The 18,664-nt window shown below is 62.1% G+C and carries 17 protein-coding genes; 10 read left to right on the top strand and 7 right to left on the bottom strand.

The genetic code is table 11. From position 1 onward, the window contains the following. The first annotated feature begins 126 nt into the window (after positions 1 to 126). Positions 127 to 1,827, top strand: coding sequence for a methyl-accepting chemotaxis protein (locus tag AABA48_RS08140; RefSeq protein ID WP_286350018.1), 1,701 nt, complete (start codon positions 127 to 129; stop codon positions 1,825 to 1,827). Between the two features lie 173 nt (positions 1,828 to 2,000). Here the strand turns inward: AABA48_RS08140 and gdhA are convergent, their stop codons facing one another. Next, positions 2,001 to 3,353, bottom strand: a complete 1,353-nt coding sequence (gene gdhA, locus AABA48_RS08135) for an NADP-specific glutamate dehydrogenase (protein WP_286350017.1) — start codon at positions 3,351 to 3,353, stop codon at positions 2,001 to 2,003. A gap of 329 nt (positions 3,354 to 3,682) precedes the next feature. Between gdhA and AABA48_RS08130 the strand changes: the two genes are divergently transcribed. The 4 genes from AABA48_RS08130 (at position 3,683) to AABA48_RS08115 (ending at position 7,616) form a co-directional block, all read left to right on the top strand. After that, entirely contained in the window at positions 3,683 to 5,209 is a 1,527-nt protein-coding gene (locus tag AABA48_RS08130; RefSeq protein WP_286350016.1) for a phosphotransferase, read from the top strand. 71 nt (positions 5,210 to 5,280) lie between these two features. Beyond that, positions 5,281 to 5,802: a ferritin gene (locus tag AABA48_RS08125; protein ID WP_286350015.1), complete on the top strand. Its 522-nt coding sequence runs from the start codon at positions 5,281 to 5,283 to the stop codon at positions 5,800 to 5,802. Positions 5,803 to 5,888: 86 nt separating this feature from the next. Next, complete coding sequence (locus tag AABA48_RS08120) at positions 5,889 to 6,104, top strand: DUF1450 domain-containing protein (RefSeq protein WP_238525135.1); 216 nt, start codon at positions 5,889 to 5,891, stop codon at positions 6,102 to 6,104. Positions 6,105 to 6,386: 282 nt separating this feature from the next. Further along, positions 6,387 to 7,616, top strand: coding sequence for a hypothetical protein (locus AABA48_RS08115; RefSeq protein WP_286350014.1), 1,230 nt, complete (start codon positions 6,387 to 6,389; stop codon positions 7,614 to 7,616). A gap of 40 nt (positions 7,617 to 7,656) precedes the next feature. On the opposite strand, the gene AABA48_RS08110 is transcribed toward AABA48_RS08115, so the two are convergent. The 6 genes from AABA48_RS08110 to AABA48_RS08085 all read right to left on the bottom strand — a co-directional run bounded on the left by AABA48_RS08110 (position 7,657) and on the right by AABA48_RS08085 (position 13,881). Then, a complete protein-coding gene (locus AABA48_RS08110; RefSeq protein WP_286350013.1) occupies positions 7,657 to 8,757 on the bottom strand; it encodes an FAD-dependent oxidoreductase in 1,101 nt (366 codons plus the stop codon). Beyond that, positions 8,754 to 10,343, bottom strand: coding sequence for a glucose-6-phosphate isomerase (locus tag AABA48_RS08105; protein WP_286350012.1), 1,590 nt, complete (start codon positions 10,341 to 10,343; stop codon positions 8,754 to 8,756). Before AABA48_RS08105 ends, AABA48_RS08110 begins: the two co-directional genes overlap by 4 nt. 58 nt (positions 10,344 to 10,401) lie before the next feature. Further along, positions 10,402 to 11,367: an arsenosugar biosynthesis radical SAM (seleno)protein ArsS gene (gene arsS, locus AABA48_RS08100; protein WP_286350011.1), complete on the bottom strand. Its 966-nt coding sequence runs from the start codon at positions 11,365 to 11,367 to the stop codon at positions 10,402 to 10,404. A 12-nt stretch (positions 11,368 to 11,379) separates the two neighbouring features. Then, positions 11,380 to 11,712 (bottom strand): arsenosugar biosynthesis-associated peroxidase-like protein, encoded by a 333-nt coding sequence (locus tag AABA48_RS08095; protein ID WP_010941967.1) that lies wholly within the window; start codon positions 11,710 to 11,712, stop codon positions 11,380 to 11,382. Continuing rightward, a complete protein-coding gene (locus AABA48_RS08090) occupies positions 11,712 to 12,392 on the bottom strand; it encodes a TVP38/TMEM64 family protein (protein WP_286350010.1) in 681 nt (226 codons plus the stop codon). The genes AABA48_RS08095 and AABA48_RS08090 overlap by 1 nt, the downstream gene beginning before the upstream one ends. Positions 12,393 to 12,906: 514 nt before the next feature. Then, positions 12,907 to 13,881: a response regulator gene (locus AABA48_RS08085; RefSeq protein WP_286350009.1), complete on the bottom strand. Its 975-nt coding sequence runs from the start codon at positions 13,879 to 13,881 to the stop codon at positions 12,907 to 12,909. 185 nt (positions 13,882 to 14,066) lie between these two features. Here AABA48_RS08085 and AABA48_RS08080 point away from each other — a divergent pair, with 185 nt between their 5' ends. From AABA48_RS08080 to AABA48_RS08060, 5 genes are all read left to right on the top strand, one after another. Then, positions 14,067 to 15,035 (top strand): polyprenyl synthetase family protein, encoded by a 969-nt coding sequence (locus AABA48_RS08080; RefSeq protein ID WP_286350008.1) that lies wholly within the window; start codon positions 14,067 to 14,069, stop codon positions 15,033 to 15,035. Between the two features lie 154 nt (positions 15,036 to 15,189). After that, complete coding sequence (locus AABA48_RS08075) at positions 15,190 to 15,450, top strand: hypothetical protein (RefSeq protein ID WP_286350007.1); 261 nt, start codon at positions 15,190 to 15,192, stop codon at positions 15,448 to 15,450. A 184-nt stretch (positions 15,451 to 15,634) separates the two neighbouring features. Then, positions 15,635 to 16,738: a two-component system sensor histidine kinase NtrB gene (locus tag AABA48_RS08070; protein WP_286350006.1), complete on the top strand. Its 1,104-nt coding sequence runs from the start codon at positions 15,635 to 15,637 to the stop codon at positions 16,736 to 16,738. A gap of 19 nt (positions 16,739 to 16,757) precedes the next feature. Next, on the top strand, positions 16,758 to 18,140 hold the full coding sequence (locus tag AABA48_RS08065) for a sigma-54-dependent transcriptional regulator (protein WP_286350005.1): 1,383 nt from the start codon (positions 16,758 to 16,760) through the stop codon (positions 18,138 to 18,140). Next, entirely contained in the window at positions 18,137 to 18,643 is a 507-nt protein-coding gene (locus AABA48_RS08060) for a TlpA disulfide reductase family protein (protein ID WP_286350004.1), read from the top strand. Before AABA48_RS08065 ends, AABA48_RS08060 begins: the two co-directional genes overlap by 4 nt. Positions 18,644 to 18,664 lie beyond the last annotated feature (21 nt).

The raw sequence follows: 18,664 nt of genomic DNA, 5'->3' as shown, positions 1-18,664 counted from the left end.
CCCTTGTTTTAAAAAAACTCCTCAAGGTTTTACTGGGTAAACCGATACGCGCAATAGTTGGTGTGAAATATGGTTTTTCGGGGATGAGCCCGGGAAAACCCTGAGTAACTGGAAGGAGAGGTGTCAATGAGCTGGAAGAACCTGAAGCTGAGTCTCAAGGTGCTTGCGGGCATCGGTAGTGTCCTTGTGTTGCTGGCAGTCATCAGCGTCTGGGCGGTGAACGGCCTGTCAAAGGTTGTCCGGGACGGCCACGAGGTAAGCGAAGGGAACAAGCTGCGGGCCGAGCTCCTCCAACGGGAGGTGGATCACCTCAACTGGGCCAAGAACGTCAGCACGTTCCTGCTGGACGACAAGGTCAGGGAGCTCACCGTTCAGGTGGATCACACCAAGTGCAAGTTCGGCGAGTGGTACTACGGCGAGGGACGCAAGAAGGCCGAGGTCATGCTCCCCGCGCTGAAAGACGGGCTGGCTGCCATCGAGGAGCCCCACCGCAAGCTCCACGAGTCGGCAGGGATCATCAAGAAGGCCTATAACAAGGAGCAGGGTGAGCAGGGCCGCAGGGACGCGGAGATCATCTTCGCGAGCCAGACCCAGCCGAACCTGCAGCTGGTGCAGAAGCACCTGGCCGGGCTCAACGAGACATCCCGCAAGAGTATCCTCTCCGATGAACAGATGATCGCCAACGCCAACAGCACCAAGACCGCCGTGATCGCCCTGAGCATTGCCGCCCTGGTGATCGGCGTTGTTCTGGCGCTGCTCATATCCCGTTCCATCAGCATTCCGGTTATGAAGGGGGTTGAATTCGCTCTGAAAATAGCCGACGGCGACCTGCGGAGCACCCTCGACATCGATCGGAAGGACGAGGTGGGGCAGTTGGTGGCGGCCCTCAACGACATGGTTGCCAAGCTCCGTGACATTGTAACCGATGTGAAGAACTCGGCCGATAACGTTGCCGCCGGCAGCCAGGAACTCTCCTCCAGCTCCGAGGTCATGAGCCAGGGAGCCACCGAGCAGGCAGCCGCTGCCGAAGAGGCATCAAGCTCCATGGAGCAGATGGCGGCCAATATCCGGCAGAACGCGGACAATGCCTCCCAGACCGAGAAGATCGCCCTCAAGAGCGCCATGGACGCCCGCGAGGGCGGCACGGCTGTTGCCGGCACGGTGAGTGCCATGAAGGAAATCGCCTCCAAGATCTCGATCATCGAAGAGATCGCCCGTCAGACAAACCTGCTGGCGTTGAACGCGGCCATCGAAGCGGCCCGAGCCGGCGAGCACGGCAAAGGGTTCGCGGTAGTGGCGGCCGAGGTCAGAAAGCTTGCCGAGCGGAGTCAGAAGGCGGCGGGCGAAATCAGCGAGCTGTCTGCCTCCAGCGTGCAGGTGGCGGAAGAAGCCGGCGAGATGCTGGCGCGGATGGTGCCGGACATCCAGCGTACCGCGGAACTGGTGCAGGAGATCAGTGCCGCGTGCAAGGAGCAGGACTCGGGCGCGGAGCAGATCAACAAGGCGATCCAGCAGCTTGACCATGTGATCCAGCAGAACGCCAGCGCCAGCGAAGAGATGGCGTCCACCAGCGAAGAGCTGGCCGGGCAGGCGGAGCATCTCCAGTCGACCATTACATTTTTCAAAACCGACGAGCAGGGGCGGACTGCCGGGAGATCCCCGGCCGTGCGCCCGGCCGCGGTGGCGAAGAAGCCCGCTGCGTTGCGCCTGGGCCACGGCAACGAACGCCGGACGGAACCTGTCGCGCCGCGAAAGGCTGTAGCCGGCAAGGGCGTGGACCTGAAGATGGACGGCGACTACCTGGATGACCAGTTCGAAAAGTTCTAGCAGGCTGCTGCAAAACCGTTGCGGGGCCGGTCTGTGTCACTGAGCAGTCAAGTTCCCCCCCCGATTAATCACTATGGATCGTGGGCACCAGCCGTCCGAACGAAAAAGCCCGGCCCGGAGATCTTCTCCGGACCGGGCTTTTTGCATGGGGCTGCCTGGTTGCTTCCAGGCTGTTAGACGAGGCCGTGGGCCACCATGGCATCGGCAACCTTGGTGAAGCCGGCGATGTTGGCGCCGAGCACGTAGTTGCCGGTGGCGCCGTATTCCTCGGCGGTCTCGTGGCAGAGGCGGTGGATGCCCTTCATGATGTTCTCAAGCTTCTTCTCGGTGTCTTCGAAGGACCAGGAATCACGCTGGGCGTTCTGCTGCATTTCAAGGGCCGACGTGGCGACGCCGCCGGCGTTGGCAGCCTTGCCGGGGCCATAGGCGATTTTGGCGTCGAGGAATATCTTGATCCCTTCAGGGGTGGTGGGCATGTTGGCGCCTTCGCCCACGGCGATGCAGCCGTTCTTCACCAGGGTCTTGGCATCCTTGCCGTTGATCTCGTTCTGGGTTGCCGACGGCATGGCCACCTGGCAGGGAATGTCCCAGATGTTGCCGCCCGCGATGTACTTGGCATCCTTGTGATAGGAGGCGTAGTCCTCGATGCGGCGACGCTCCACTTCCTTCAGCTGCTTGATGAGGTCCAGGTCGAGACCTTTCTCGTGGTAAATTACGCCGTTGGAGTCGGAGCAGGCCACGCACTTGCCGCCCAGCTGGTGAATCTTCTCGATGGTGTAGATGGCCACGTTGCCGGAACCGGACACGGTGCAGATCTTGCCGTCAAAGGAATCCTTGCGGACCTTGAGGGCCTCGTTGATGAAGAAGGTTGCGCCGTAGCCGGTGGCCTCGGTGCGCACGAGGGACCCGCCCCACTTGAGCCCCTTGCCGGTCAGCACGCCCGCTTCCCACCGGTTGGTGATCCGCTTGTACTGGCCGAACATGTAGCCGATCTCGCGGCCGCCCACGCCGATGTCGCCGGCGGGAACGTCGGTATGCTCGCCCAGGTGGCGGTAGAGCTCGGTGATGAAGCTCTGGCAGAAACGCATGATCTCATCGTCGGACCTTCCTTTGGGGTCGAAGTCGGAACCGCCCTTGCCGCCGCCGATGGGCATGCCGGTGAGGGAGTTCTTGAAGATCTGCTCGAAGCCCAGGAACTTGATGATGCCCAGGTAGACCGACGGATGGAAGCGGAGGCCGCCCTTGTAGGGACCGAGGGCCGAGTTGAATTCCACGCGGAAGCCGCGGTTGATGTGGACCTGACCCTTGTCGTCCTGCCAGGGCACCCGGAAGATGATCTGGCGCTCGGGTTCGCAGATCCGCTCGATGATCTTGCGCTCCAGGTATTCGGGGTGCTTGGTGACAACGGACCCGAGGGATTCGAGCACCTCAGCCACTGCCTGGTGGAATTCCACTTCGCCCGGGTTGCGCTTGAGAACGTCCTGATAGATGCCCTGAAGTTTCTCGTCGACTTGATGCGGTGACATTGATTCCTCCCCTGATTAAAATGTAGACAGTCAACTGTGTGAACAGATTGCGCCCTGTCCTTCTGAGTAGATTGCCTGTGTTTTATGCACGTACTGCACCAAAACTATGCATAGAGTGACGTTGTGATGGGCAATTGTCTGATTTGTCGGCAAATTTTGTGGGGGAGGAGTGCTGGTGGCGCACGGTGAGATGGGTTTGGTGATTATAAAATGTACACGGTTGTGTAGGTTGCCTGTAAATCGGGCGGGCCCGACTCGGACGGACCGGTTGTTGTCGGGAGGGGGTCTGGTATCCTTTTCCTGAGACCACAATGATGGGAGGATTTACCGTGCTGATCGAGATGCATTGTCATACTTCCGAATACTCTTCCTGCAGCGGCGTTGCTGCCGTTAACCTGGTGCGGCAGGTGGCGGCGAAGAATCTGCAGGGGATCGTTCTTACGGATCACCATCACCTCTGGGAAGCCTCTGAACTGGCCGATGTCCGGCGCCGGGCGGAGGTTCCAGACCATTTCGTCATCCTTGCCGGCCAGGAAGTAACCACGCCGGAACTCGGCGATGTGCTCGTCTACGGTGCGGATGCGACGATCGAGCGGGGGACTCCGCTGGCCGAAATCCGGCGGCGCTACCCGGCTGCCGCCCTCGTCTGGGCCCATCCCTACCGCAGGGGTAAGCGCCCCGCGCCGGAGCAGCTCTGCCATCCGCTGCTGGACGGAGTGGAGATCTTCAACTCCAACCACACGGTGCGGGAGAACAGCCAGGGGCTCCAGGACTGGCATCGCGAGCGGTTCACCGCCATCGCGGGCACCGACACCCATGGCGAAAACTACGCAGGGCTCTATCCGACCCAGTTCGACCATGCCGTCAAGACCATCGTCGACCTGGCAGCCGAGATCAGGCACGGCAGGTGTCGGCCGTTCCTGAAGGAAATTCCCCGCTCGGGCGCCAACAGCCAGGTCATCGAGGTGACCATCGGTACCAAGGGGGCCGACGAGGTGCGCGAACGGCTCATCATCAAGGAGATCGGCACCCGGCATAAGTGGCGGTCCGCCGAGCGGGCATTTCGCATCATGGGGGAGATCGTCGGTCACGGCTTCGACGAGGGGAAGTTCAGGGTACCCCGCCCCATCGATGAGGACGAAGCCTCCATGACGCTCATCGAACAGGGCCTGCGGGGAAAATCGCTCTTCGACAAGCTCCTGACGGCCGAACCGGAGGACGGACGAGAATACCTGTCACTGGCTGCCGGCTGGCTGGCCCGACTTCATGGCTGCCGCCTCAGGATCACGCCGCGCGATGAATTTCTGGTCCGGGAAGACGAGCGTCTGGCCCGATACCTGGAGCGGTTCACCGCCATCGGGCACAGGCACACCCGCAAGGTGCAAGAGATTCTCGCTGCGGTGGCGGCAGAGGAGCGGCGAGTGGTGGCGGAGGGGAGTGCATACCTGGTGCAGGGCCATGGCGATTTTCATCCGAAAAACGTGTTCGTGGGCCAGGATGTCATGGAGAACCGTTCAACCCTGTTCGTGGCGGCAATAGACTTCGAAAGCTCCTACGTGCTTCCCCGGGCCTTTGATGTGGGGTGTTTCCTGGCCCAGTTCCGCAACCAGTTCTATCGCTATGGGGAGATAGTGAACGCCTATCCCGAAGAGCTGTTCCTGGATGCCTATCTGCGCGATTCCGATCAGGTGGAGCCGGATTTCCTCCGCCAGGTCGAACTGTTCCGCGCCCGGACCAACATGAGCATCGCTGCCTACCTGGTGAAGGTGGGGCTGGGGGACAGCGAGGATCTGTGGCGGGTGATCGTGGAGGCCGAGCGCTCCATCAGCAATCTATCAACCGGTCCTGCTGGTTGAACTGCCTGGCCTTTCGTTCGTTTTCCGATATACTGATCCCAACTCACCACACTCAAGGAGGAACATCATCCATGCTGAACACCGAGATGGCCGCGGCCCTCAACAAGCACTTGAATATCGAACTCTATTCGGCCCAACTTTACCTCTCCATGTCGTCCTATGCCAACTCCATAGGGCTCAAGGGGGCCGCCACCTGGTTCATGGTCCAGTATCAGGAGGAGATGCTTCATTTCATGAAGTTCTATCAGTACATCAACAGCCAGGGCGAACACGTGACGCTCGGTCCCATAGACGCACCGCCGGCCGAGTTCGCCTCCCTGCTGCAGATGTTCGAGAAAACCCTCGAACACGAGATGTTCATCACCCGGTGCATCAACGACCTGACCGAACTGGCGGTCCGGCAGAGGGATCATGCCACCCAGATTTTCCTCCAGTGGTTCGTGACTGAGCAGATCGAAGAAGAGGAAAACGACCGGGAGATCATCGGCAAGCTGAAGCTGGTGGGAGACAACGGTTACGGTTTGCTGATGATCGACAACGAACTGGGTGCGCGGGTGTTCACCGCCCCCCCGGCTGACGGCCAAGCGCCCTGATGCCTTGCTGAGCAGTGTACGAGACCGGCTGCGGGGAGGCGGTTCTTCCTGCCTCCGCCGCAGCCGGCGTGTGAAAGGACGGCATGATGAAAATACGCTTCTGCGAGCACAACAAGGGGAAGAACAAAGTGGTCAAACGGCTGCATGAACAGTTCCCCAAGCTCGATGTGAAGATCAAGGACTGCATCGGCAAGTGCGGTCCCTGCCACAAGACACCCTTTGCCCTTGTAGACGGAAAGACGGTCTGCGGCATTGACTCTGAAGATCTCTATGGAAAGATCGTGAAGGAAATGGGCAAATAGCGGAAGTGCGTCACGCTTTATCTTTTCCTCTAAATTTCTGACTTTGTGCGTCAGAATTAGACGGCCGATTTTGAAATCCCATATAATCAATTGGTTACGTTTGTGTATACACAATAATTAAAAATTCTTATGTGGCGCAACGTTTAATGTTAGCGCTATCCTGTCTGAAAGTGAGTCTGTCATATGGCATTATTCGTATGACCGACGCAGCGGTAACCGAACCATGGAACCCGACCGGTCGCGAGGTTCGGTTCCCGTCAGTTATTTCCGGCAGGATGACGCATGGCGATCCCACAAATTCCCTTGTTCAAGTGGCCGAAACGTCGGCTGTTCACCCTTGCAGCCCTGCTTATGGTGGTGCTTGCGGCCGTCACGTCGCTGCGGTTCCGCTATTATGGGCACTGGCAGGGAATTTACATTCTCAGGGGGGCGGACGGCCGTTACCTGGTGAAGGATGACCTGTTGCTCGGCGACGAGAACGCTCTCCTCCTCGCCCTGCCGGCCGAGCCAGTGTTTCGTTTTCTCAATGGCAATGTGAGCTACGCCACCGGGGGGCCGCGTCTTGAATACGAGTGGTTCCGCCGTGACGGGAGCGGGTTCGTCCGCAGTTTTGCCGCCGACGGCACGGAGTATCTTACCTGTCTCAGCAGGTATCTGGACAGCGGTGGGAAGGAGAGCCAGGGGCTCTTCGTGGGGGGCGGACTGCCCTTCGACCTGGAAACGGACCGCCGGCAGAGCATGAACGAAACCGGGATGGCTTTTTTCGACGGCGCGTCCTGGCATCACATCTGGTGCAACGTCAACGAGGCCATCTCGCCCTGGAGCAATCCGGCCGCGGTGATGCCCCCTTCAGCCTGGAAATACCGGGGGAGCCGCATTCTGGAGTCAACGCCCCGGCGGCTCGTTCTCGGCAGCAGCCACTGGTTCGAGCTTGACGGCGTACCGGTGTCCATGGACCGTTTCATGATCTTCAGGGCCGGTACCCGCTATGTGACTCTCGTGATCCGGATGACCAACATCGGCACGCAGCCCACGGGTTACTTCTATGTCTACGGCGACGAGCCGTGGGTGGGGAACTACGGATCTGCAGAAGGTAACGTGGGCTGGGTTGTCGACGGCCTCGTTCCCTATGAGGGAACCCTCGACCTGAAACGCTACAGTTGGGCCGGCTATGTGGACCATGGCAACGAAGCGGCCGGCGAGACCCATGACCGCAGCGGTTTGGCCAATTTCATCGAGTGGCAGGGCCCCGTCACGCCGGATACGGTCTACTTTTCAAACAGGATGGGCACCTTTGCCAATGTTTCCGCCCGGGTGCCCCTCTCCCATCCGCAGGACCGGGTCATTGTCCTCCAGTGGGGCCCCCGCCTCCTGGTGCCGGGACAGTCGGACACCTTTGTTCTTTCCATCGGCATGGCGGACCGGGAGCCGAACACCGGCTTCCCGCTCAAGCCCGACACTTCCTTCGATCTTGCCTCATTCCAGCAGTTTCTGGCAACCCAGGGTTTCTGACGAGACTCAGCCCCCGTCACACATTCCGAGCGGCTTCCCTTTACTTTTGAAAGCTTCGCACGAACCGGCGATCGATCAGGTCCTTGAGGAGCCAGGGGAGCGTGCCGTGTCGGACGATCTTTCCCCGGACCAGCACTCCGGTGCCGTCACCCAGGTTCAGTATCTGGAGAAAGCGCTTCTGAGGCGTGAAGGGGACAAGCGGGCACCCGTCAAGGTACGCCCGGAGGTTGGCGTGGAGAAGCGGTCCCTGGCGGACCGCATAGACCCCCACCCGGGCCAGGGGAGCACCTTCGAAGGCGATGCAGTCGCCGCCGCCGAATACTGACGCCGAGCCGGTCGACTGGAGGAAGCGGTTGACGCTCAGGGAGCCGTCCGGGGCCAGGGGAAGCCCCAGGCTTTCGAGGAAGAGAGGCGGTTTCACGCCGGTGGAAACCAGGGCGACGTCGAATGGGATCCGGCGGCCGTCGGCAAGGATGGCCGTACCGTCTGTCCAGCCGGAAACGGGAGTGTCTTCGATCATTCGGATTCCGCGCCGGTCGAAGGAGGCGCGGACCAACTCACGGGTCAGGGGAGGGAAGGGTGCGAGCAGGGGGCCGGCACTGGCAATGGTGACGCTGCCCCGATCGCCCAGCAGCCGGCGGCCGTTGCCGGCAATCTCCACACCGGCCGCGCCGCCGCCCACCACCAGAAGTCGGGGAGGCGCGGTGCAGCCCGCATCCCGCAGCCGTTCCACTGCCCGGGCCAGATTGGCGATGGGTTTGACCGGGTAGACGCCGGGCAGGGCGGGGACCAGCCCGGCCACTATCGATCCGGCGTTAAGGGAGAGGGCATCGTAGGCCAGCTCTCTGCCGTCGGTGAGCCGGAGCAGCCTGCAGTCCGGATCGAGCCCCGCTGCCTCGCCGATCACGCACCGCCCGCCGCCCGATTCCGCCAGCCGCTGCACGTCGATGCGAACCTGCTCTTCCGTGTAGAGCCCCCCGAGCATTCCCGGCCCCATGCCCGAATAGTAGTGATGGCGGGCCGGGGTGACGAGGGTGACGGCGATGCCCGCTCCGGTAAGCTCCCGGAGGCGCCGGAGGGTATGGAGATGGGCATGCCCTCCGCCTACCAGTATCAGGTGCCGGGCGGCGCGGCCGTTCATCGGGCGGAAAAGCGGCTCCGGGTAAGAGGGGATGCCGTTTCCATGACGACACCGTGGTCCGGGTTGGCGGCGGCGTGCAGAAGGCTTCTGAATATCGTTTCCGCCTCTTCCGGCCTGCCCAGTGCCGCGGCGATCTCCGTGGCGGAAAGGGTGCCCCCTACCCGTCGCAGGAATGCCAGTGCCTCACCCGTGAGGGCCAGGACGCCGCCTGCCGCCTTTTTCCCCGCCTCCACGCCGGGCTGGTGGTAGGCGTTGATGTTGACCAGGGAGGCATAGAGCCCCACGGCCCGCTCGAAGAGGGCCACCAGGACACCCACGGTGCGTGGGGTTATGGCGGGAATGGTGATGGTGAGTGACTCGCGCCCCTTTTCGCTCAGGGCGGTGCGGGTCCCCTGAAGGAAGCCGGACAGGTAGTCGCCGCTGGTGAAGCCCGGTTCAACCGACAGGGAGACCCCCTCACGGTCCTTCAAGACCTCGATGAAAGCGACGAAGAAGTTGTTGGTCCCCTCACGCAACTGCTGTACATAGGCGTGCTGATCCGTGGAACCCTTGTTGCCGTAGACCGTGAGCCCCTGGTTCACCACGGCGCCGGCCAGGTCCAGCTCCTTGCCGATGGACTCCATGATGAGCTGCTGGAGGTAGCGGGAGAACAGGAGCAGGCGGTCCTTGTAGGGGAGCACCACCATGTCGCGGGAGCCGCTGCCGCCGGTGGCGTGATGCCACATGAGGGCCAGGAGGGCCGCCGGGTTGCGGAGGGTCTCGCGCCGGCGGGTCAGGATGTCGCAGACCCGGGCGCCGTCGAGGAAGTCTCTGATGGGGATTCCCTGGAGCGCAGCCGGCAGGAGCCCCACGGCCGAGGTTTCCGAGGTACGGCCGCCGACCCAGTCCCACATGGGGAAGCGGTAGAGCCAGCCGCTGGCCTCGGCGGTCCGGTCCAGCTCGCTGCCGGCGCCGGTGACCGCCACGGCATGACGGGAAAAGTCGAGCCCGGCGCGCCGGTAGGCCGCCTCCGCCTCCAGCATGCCGTTCCTCGTTTCCTTGGTGCCGCCGCTCTTGGAGATGACGATGGCAAGGGTTTCCGCCAGTCCATCCCGACCGAGGGTCTCAAGTACCCGGTCCATGCCGTCAGGGTCGGTGTTGTCGAAGAAGAAAGGCCGCATCTGGTCGCCGTGGCCGCCCAGGGCATCGGCCACGAACTGCGGACCCAAGGCTGACCCGCCGATGCCGATTACCAGGACGTTGCGGAAGAGGCGGGCTCCGGGCGCCGTCACCACCCCGTTATGGACATCGGCTGCAAAGGCCGCTACACGATCAACAGTCTCCCTGATGGCGGCGGCGATAGCGGGGTCGGGGGCCAGCTCGGGATTTCTGAGCCAATAGTGCCCCACCATCCGGTTTTCGTCCGGATTTGCGATCTCACCCGCCTCCAGCCGTTCCATGACATCGAAGGCGCGCTGCATGGCGGACTCCATGGAGGCGAAGAAATCGTCGCTGAAGGCCATTCTGCTGACATCAAGGATGAGTCCCGTGTCCGCGTCGGAAAGAAGATAGGTCTGGTAGCGTTGCCACAGTTCTTGGGCGTTCATTGGACTCCTCCGGTCGTCATGGTGTTCCGGGCCCCTCCGGGGCTCCGATGGCGCCGCCTCAGGTGAAACCGGAACCGGCGGTGCAGGCATAACAGTAATCGTCAGTGGGGATAAGGGTTCCTTCTGGGGGAGGGCAAGCCATGTCCGCCACGTGACGCTGCTCCCCCCCCAACCCCCGGCCGGCGGCCAGGTTGAAGTCGCAGTCGTAGAGATGGCCGTCCCAGGCCACGGAGACCAGGGTGCGGCACATGAGGCCGGGCACCGTGGCCGGGTTGAAGCTTCCGGCCAGCCGCCGCAGATATCCTTCCAGATTGCCCGAGTCCTCCAGCCAGCGGCGGAAGCGCCCCAGTGGGACGTTGGCAAAGGTGTAGAGGTGCGAGAAGACCACGCCGTACTTGCGTTCCAGATCCCGGCGGAGTTTCTGTTCCGCCTCGCACTGGGAGGGGGGAAGGAACGCGCCGGTCGGATTGGCCACCAGGTCCAGTTCCAGGCCGCTCCCGTCGCGGCCGTAGCCGAGATCGTTCAGGAGTTTCAGGGCCGAGATGCTCCTCTCCATGATGCCGTGGCCGCGCTGGGCCTCGGCCTGGCCGACGTTGACCGACGGGAACGATGCCACAATGGCGGCGCCCGCAGACCTGAGCAGCTCGGGCAGGTGCGCAGCGCCGGGGCTCAGGAACGCCGAGAGGTTCGTCCGGACGATGAGCCGGGGCGTCAGCGGCGCCAGCGCGGCCACCAGCCGTTCGATGCCGGGAACGAGCTCCGGCGCGCCGCCGGTGATGTCGATGGTCTGAAACCGGCAGCGGGAGGCGTAGGCGATGACCTCCTCCATGGTTTCCGGCGTCATGATCTCGGTCCGGGATGGTCCCGCCTCCAGGTGGCAGTGGCGGCAGGCCAGGTCGCACAGGACGCCCACGTTTACCTGGAGGGTGGTGGTCCGGTCCCGGCGAAGCTCCAGTCCGCACCGCTCCAGGGCGCGGGAGAACGCCTCGATGCAGGGGGCGGATTGCGCAAGGGATTCCGTCATGGTCCGGTCGGGCTACAGCGACAGCTTCTCGGCGATTTTGCGCATCTGCACCCCGTGGACCAGGGCCGCGCCGCCCCTGATGGCGTTGGCCACGTGGACTGCTTCGGTCATCTCTCCCAGGTTCGATCCCTTCTCCAGGCAGGCCCGGGTATACGCGTCGATGCAGTAGGGGCACTGGACCGCGTGGGCCACGGCCAGGGCGATGAGGGTCTTTTCCCGCTCGGTCAGCTCTCCCTCGGCGAACACTGCGCCGTAGTAATCAAAGAACTTCTTGGCCAGGTCCGGCGCATCCTTGCCGATATCACCGAATTTCGCCAGATCGTCGGGTACATAGTACGAGTCCATCAGGTTCTCCTTTGAGCGGTAATTTTCTTGTACAGGACCGGCACCAGCGAAAAGAGCCCCAGCAGGGCGAAGGAGCCGATCACGCGCGGCGAGGCGATGTCCGCGGGGCTCGCGATGGCGGCGAGGCTGGCGCCGGCGTTGACGTAGACGAAGCCGCCCGGGATGATTCCCACGAAGGTCCCGAGCACGAAGGTGCGCAGGGGGAGCCGCGTCAGACCCGCCCCCAGGTTGATCAGGAAGAAGGGGAACAGGGGGACGAGCCGCAGAAAGAGCAGATAATTGAGCCCGGCCTTTTCAAGTTCGCGGTTGATCCCCTCAAGCCTGGGGCCGAAACGCCGCTGGACCGCATCGTGGAGGAGGTAACGGGTGAGCAGGAAGGCCAGCGTCGCCCCGACGGTGGCGCCGGTCACCGCCCAGGCGGTCCCCGCCACAGCCCCGAACAGGGCGCCGGCGGCAAGGGAAAGGACCGTGGCCCCCGGCAGCGACAGGGCGGTCTGAATGACATAGACCGCCAGGAACATGGCAACCGTCAGTATCCGGTTTTCGCCGTAAAAGGCCAGCAGGGTCGCATGGTTGGCCTTGAGCGAGGCGAAGGTCAGCAGCCGTCCCAGGTCCAGGATGAAGAACAGGGCAACCAGTGCGGCAAAGAGTGAAATGACGATAATTCGTTGTGCGTTCATGAACGATGGTTATATACCAGGCCGGGGGCGGAGGCAATCGGCTATAGGGATATATTCATATTTTCCATGATTCACACGTAGTCGATTGGTTCGCGACACATGCGAGAGCTCATGCTGCGGCTTCCGGTCCTCGTGGCCGCTGCCGGTTCCGACAACCGCCAGGCCATGGCGTGAAGTCGTCAGCGGGCTGTCCGGGCCGGGCGGGCGCAGCGGTTCGTCAAGGGCAGGGCCGTGTGGGCAAACGGGATTGTCGGACACGGTGTTCCTCCGCGGATACGGCGGTGAAGGGGGCGTCACGGGTGTATCGAGGCGATAACCCCTTGTTGAGAAACACTGCAAGGAGGGCATGATGCCCGGCGCGCGGAGCAGTACAGCGGACACATACCAGATGGCCAGGCAAGGATGCGAGCACCGTGCAACGCAGCAGGCGGCTCCCGTAGCAGTATTTCATAGAGCCTGATAAAGATTGTACTTGGATGGTGGCGGTGATGCAACGGACGTGGGAACGGGCGGGTCAGGAAGTCCCTTTTTTGAGCTTGTAGAAGGCGCCCGCCGTGTCAAGGGCGATGGCCGAGTGGTTCGCCAGGGTTGTGAGGAATTCGATTTCCGCAGCGGTGAAGGATCTGCCGTCGGCCCTGCCGGAAAGGGTTACCACGCCCGCCACCCGGCCCTTGAACTGGAGGGGCACAGTGATGATGCCGGGAGTGGTGAAGAGTTCGCCGTTGGGGTCTTCCTCCAGCATTCGGTGGGTGAGAGGGGGCGGCACCTCTTCGTCGATGCGCAGGGGCTTGTTGTTGGCGGCAACGAGCCCGGCTATCCCCTGGTCGTGGCGGAGCCTGAATCCCTTGGCGAGGGTGCGGCTCACGCCCACGCTGACTTTCATGGAGAAGTAACTTCCATCGCGATCCAGGAGTAGAAGGTATCCCTTTTTCGCCGTTACTTCCTCCACCGCCCCCTCCACCAGCCGCTTCAGGATTTCGCCGGCATCCAGGGAGGCCGAGATGGCCGTGCAGAGACGGTTGGCGGATTTCATCAGGTGGAGCGCGTCATGGAGTTCCCGGTTCTTCAGCTTCATGTCGTCCATGAGCCGCCGGTTCTCACGGGTGAGAGCCTGTTTCTCGACGGCGCGTCCCACGATGTTGGTCAGGATGGCGGGGTCGTCCACGGGCTTGATGATGAAATCGTAGGCCCCCAGGCGAAGGGCCTTGATGGCGGTGAAGCTGGAGGCGTTGCTCGTGACGATCACTACTTCAAGGTCGGGGAACGAGTCTTTCAGGAGTTTGAGGAGGTTGAGACCGCTCATCCCGGGGAGGTTGATGTCGGTCACCAGGATGTCGAAGGGTGCGGCGTTGACCTCGTGCACGGCCTCCTCGCCGGAGGCGACCGATGTAACGATATATCCGCCTTTTTCAAGGGTTGAGGCAATGAACGCACGGGAAGGGGCCGATTCATCCACGACGAGGACTCGAATTTCGGTGGCGTGTCCCATTGTACACCTCCTCATCCCGCCTGTATCAGGAATTTCGAATGGTAGTTCAGGATGATACAAAAATCAATCAGAAAGGGGTCACGATTCGACATGCTTACGCTATTCACAAGACGAGCGGAGAGAAATGCTTTGACAAAAAAGGCGTAATTACCTAGTATTGGCGAAAATTTACCCGAGGTTTCCTGATGCACGCTGCCCTTTCCCTGGTCGGGGATGACCTGAAAAATGTCGAATCACAGTTCAGAAAGGACCTGGAATCAGATGTCTATCTGATCCGCAAGGTAGGAGAGTATGTCCTTGCCAGCGGCGGCAAGAGAATTCGTCCCATGCTGTTGCTCCTTTCGGCAAAGCTGTGCGGCTACCAGGGCGATCGCCACGTTCCCCTTGCCAGCGTCATCGAATTCATCCACACCGCAACCCTGCTCCATGACGACGTGGTCGACAACGCCACGTTGCGCCGCGGCAACGCCTCCGCCAACGAGGTCTGGGGCAATGAGGCCTCGGTGCTGGTGGGTGATTTTCTCTTTTCCAAGTCTTTTTCCCTCATGGTGGAGGCCGGGGACCTGCGCGTCCTCAAGGTCATGTCCGGCGCCACGACCATCATCGCAGAGGGAGAGGTTCTGCAGCTCCTTTGCACCAGCGATCTGGAGATGACCCAGGAGCGCTACATCGAGGTCGTCAAGAGCAAGACCGCCGTGCTCCTGTCAGCCGCCTGCGAGGCCGGTGCCATCCTGGGCACATCGTCGGCCGAGCAGCAGGAGGCACTGCGCGACTTCGGCATGGACCTGGGCATAGCCTTCCAACTAATGGACGACACCCTCGACTACACGGCCAGCGAAGAGCAATTCGGCAAGGAAATCGGCCACGATCTCGAGGAGGGGAAAATCACGCTCCCTCTCATCCATACCCTCATGAAGTGCTCCGACGAGGAGCGCGAAACCATCGCAGCCGTAGTGGAAAAGGAAATCCTGGAGCCGGGTGATTTCGAATCGGTGTTCACCCTTGTCCACAAGTATGGCGGCATCGAGTACACCATCTCCGTTGCCAATGAGTACATCGCCCGCTGTAAGGCCCACCTTGGCGCATTCGTCGATTCACCGGAAAAAGAAGCACTGATCGAACTTGCCGATTATGTGGTGAATCGCAAGCGCTAAATAGCCGTACACTTTGGTCAAATAACGCATCAGTCCGATTCGCCGTTGTTTTTTTGCCAGTCATTTCCATTGATCACGGATTGGCCCGTATATTGCTCACTCTCCGGTGTGGTTGTCAGTGAACGGCGCCCTTGTCGGCGCAGGGGGATGTGAGATGGAAGACGTCACTCTTGTTATGCAATCGGAAGTGAAGATCAACGGCACCACTTACCCGATTCACGTCTATAGGCGCGAGGACGGCCATTGCTTCGCCGTGACCCACCTGAAGAACGGCGACATCATCATCAACGACGGGGAGACCCAGGAGGAGGCCCTCGCCCGGCAGGAAGGGGTCCTTCCCCTTGCCGTCGGCTCCCGGGTCATTCTGGACGAATTCCGCCGCTCAAACGGACTGCTGCTCAAGTTTTCCCATTAGCTTTCCCATTAGCGGCCCCTTTGCCGCGGAACGTGCGCCCCTGCAGGGCGCCTGGTTCACGGGCCCGGGTCCGTCTATTCATGTAGTTTTACCCTTTTGTCCTTGCATTATCTCCGGCCATGAACTACATAGTTTCCATCCCGCATGCAGGATGGGAAACTCTTTTGCTTTTCACGGAAATGCCATGAGACTGCCCGGTTCGGCGCGGATTCCATTGCTGGCGGTGTTCATCGTCGGGATCAGCCTGTTCCACTATCTGACACCCCTTCACCTGCCCGCTCTCCATGATCTGTTCCAGAGGCTCTACTATCTTCCGATCATCCTGGCCGCTTTCTGGTTCGGTCTCAGGGGGGGGCTCGGCACGGCAGTCGTCGTCAGTATCCTCTACGTGCCCCACGTCCTGTTCCAGTGGGGGGCGCGGCCGTCGCTGGAACTGGAGAAGTTTCTAGAGATTCTCCTCTACAACGTGGTGGGAGGCATCACCGGCTACCTGAGCCAGAAGGAAGAGGAGCGGAGGAACGAGTTGGAGCGCGCCGCCCGGCGCCTGGAGGATTCCTACCGCACCCTCAGGGGGCAGGCCGACCTCATCATCGGCATCGAGGAGCAGTTGCGCCGGGCCGAACGCCTGTCGGCACTCGGAGAGATGTCGGCCATGCTGGCCCACGAGATCCGCAACCCGCTGGGCTCCATCCGAGGCACGGCGGAGATCCTGCGCGACGACTTCAGCCCCGGCGACCGCAAGTTCGAGTTCCTGGAGATCCTCATCAAGGAAACCGACCGGCTCAACCGGGTGGTCGAGGATTTCCTGCGCCTGGCGCGGCCGCTTGATGGGGAGAAGAAACGGTGCGACCTGGCGGCCGAGCTGCGTGAGCTTGTGGCGCTCCAGGAGAGCGAGGCGACCGCCCGGGGGGTCGGGCTCAGCCTGGAGGCGGGAGAAGCGCCTACGGTGGCCGGGGACCGGGAGCGGCTGCGCCAGGCATTTCTCAACCTGATCCTCAATGCGCTCCAGGCGACCGGCGAGGGCGGGCGCGTGGCCGTGAGCCTGGCTATGCGCGGAGCCGGCGGCGATACGCCCGCCGGCGTCGAGATCACGGTGTCGGACACGGGCCGGGGAATCGATCCGGCTCAGCGGGAGAAGATCTTCACTCCGTTTTTCACCACCAAGGAGGGAGGAACCGGCCTGGGGCTTGTCATCACCCAGCGGATCGTGGAGGCCCACGGCGGCACCATCGGCCTGGAGAGTGAGCCCGGCAGGGGAACCACTTTCAGGGTGTGGCTGCCGGTGTGATCGGGGAGATGGGGGAGTGATGGCTGAAGAGCGGCAACCGGCCCGGGTACTGATCGTCGACGACGACGTATCGCTGCGCCGGGTACTCGAATACAACCTCCAGGAGGAGGGGTACGACGTGATCACGGCGGGAAGCGGCGAGGAGGGCCTGCGCCTGTTCGATGAGCGTTCGCCGGCCCTGGTGGTCACCGACCTGAAAATGCCCGGCATGGGAGGATTCCGGCTCCTGCAGGAAATCAAGGGGCGTTCGCCCGAGACAGCAGTCATCGTGATCACCGCCTTCGGTGCCGTGGAGACGGCGGTCGACGCCATGAAAGCCGGGGCCTACGATTACATTACCAAACCATTCAACCGCGATGCCCTGAAGCTGACGGTGAAAAAGGCCCTGGAGATGCTCGGGCTTTCCCGGGAAAACCGCCGCCTGCGGGAGGCTCTCACGGAGCGGGAGGATTACCGGAGCATCGTGGGCATCTCCCGCCGAATGGAGGAGGTCTTCCGGGTCGTGGACCGGGTGGCCGACACGGACGCCACGGTCCTCATCACCGGCGAATCCGGCACCGGCAAGGAACTGGTGGCCCGCGCCGTGCACACCCGCAGCTCCCGGAGAGCAGCCCCCTTCGTGGCGGTCAACTGCGCGGCCATCCCCCGCGATTTGCTTGAGAGCGAACTGTTCGGCCACGTGAAGGGTTCCTTCACCGGCGCCGTGCGCGACAAGGCGGGGAAATTCCAGCAGGCCGAGGGAGGGACCCTCTTCCTCGACGAAGTGGGCGAGTTGCCCGTTGAACTCCAGTCGAAACTTCTGCGGGCGCTCCAGGAAAAGGAGGTCCAGCAGGTGGGGGGCACCGAGGTCCGGAAGCTGGACGTCCGGGTGGTGGCCGCCACCAACGCCGATCTGGAGCAGGCCATCGAGGAGGGCCGTTTCCGCGAGGACCTCTACTACCGCCTCTCAGTCATACCGATCCACCTGCCGCCGCTGCGGGAGCGGAAGGAGGACATCCCCCTGCTGGTGCGCCACTTTGCCGCGCGGCACGGCGGCGATCGGGTGACCTTTGCCCCGGAGACCCTTGAGGTCATGGCATGCTATGGCTGGCCGGGCAACGTCCGGGAGCTGGAAAACACCGTGGAGCGGCTCCTCATCATGCGCGGCAGCGACACCATCGCCCCGGCGGACCTTCCCGACAAGGTACGCAGCCGCCGCGCACCGTCGACGGAATGTCCCGTTATCAGCCTCCCCGACGAGGGATACTCCCTTGAGCAGCTGGAGCGGGAAATCGTGGTGGAAGCCCTGGAACGGAACAACTGGAATCAGAGCTCGGCGGCGCGTTTTCTTCGCATTCCGCGCCATACGCTCATCTACAGGATGGAGAAGTATCAGATCACTGCACCGGAGAGAAAAAAATGAGAAAGATTGTCCGCCTTCTGCCGCTGTTGATCCTGCTGGCGCTCCTGGGCTGCTCCAAGGAGCAGAAGCCCGCCGTGCAGGGAAACCCCGCCCCCGACTTCACCCTCAACACCCTCAAGGGAGAGGTTGTGAAGCTGTCCGACCTTAAGGGGCAGGTGGTTCTCGTCAACTTCTGGGCCACCTGGTGCCCCCCCTGCCGGGAGGAGATCCCCTCCATGATGCGGCTTGAGGCGGCCATGGCCGGCAAGCCGTTCAAGATGCTCTGCATCTCCATCGACGACGGCGGGCCGGTGGCGGTGGAGGATTTCTTCCGCAAGACGGGCTTTAATCTGCCCACGCTGATGGATACCGACAAGCAAGCCAGTAAACTCTACGGCGTCACCGGTGTGCCGGAGACGTTTGTGGTGGATAAGAATGGGGTTATACTTAAGAAGGTCGTGGGGGGAGTAGAGTGGGACCACCCCGACGTGATCGCCTATCTCAACGGCGCCCTGGCCAAGTAGGGCACCCCGCCAAGTCGAGGT

The sequence above is a fragment of the Geobacter sp. 60473 genome (assembly GCF_036323535.1).
Classification (GTDB): Bacteria; Desulfobacterota; Desulfuromonadia; order Geobacterales; family Geobacteraceae; genus Geobacter; species Geobacter sulfurreducens.
The sequence above is the reverse complement of the archived record's forward strand: the minus strand, read 5'-3'. Positions and strand labels throughout refer to the sequence as shown.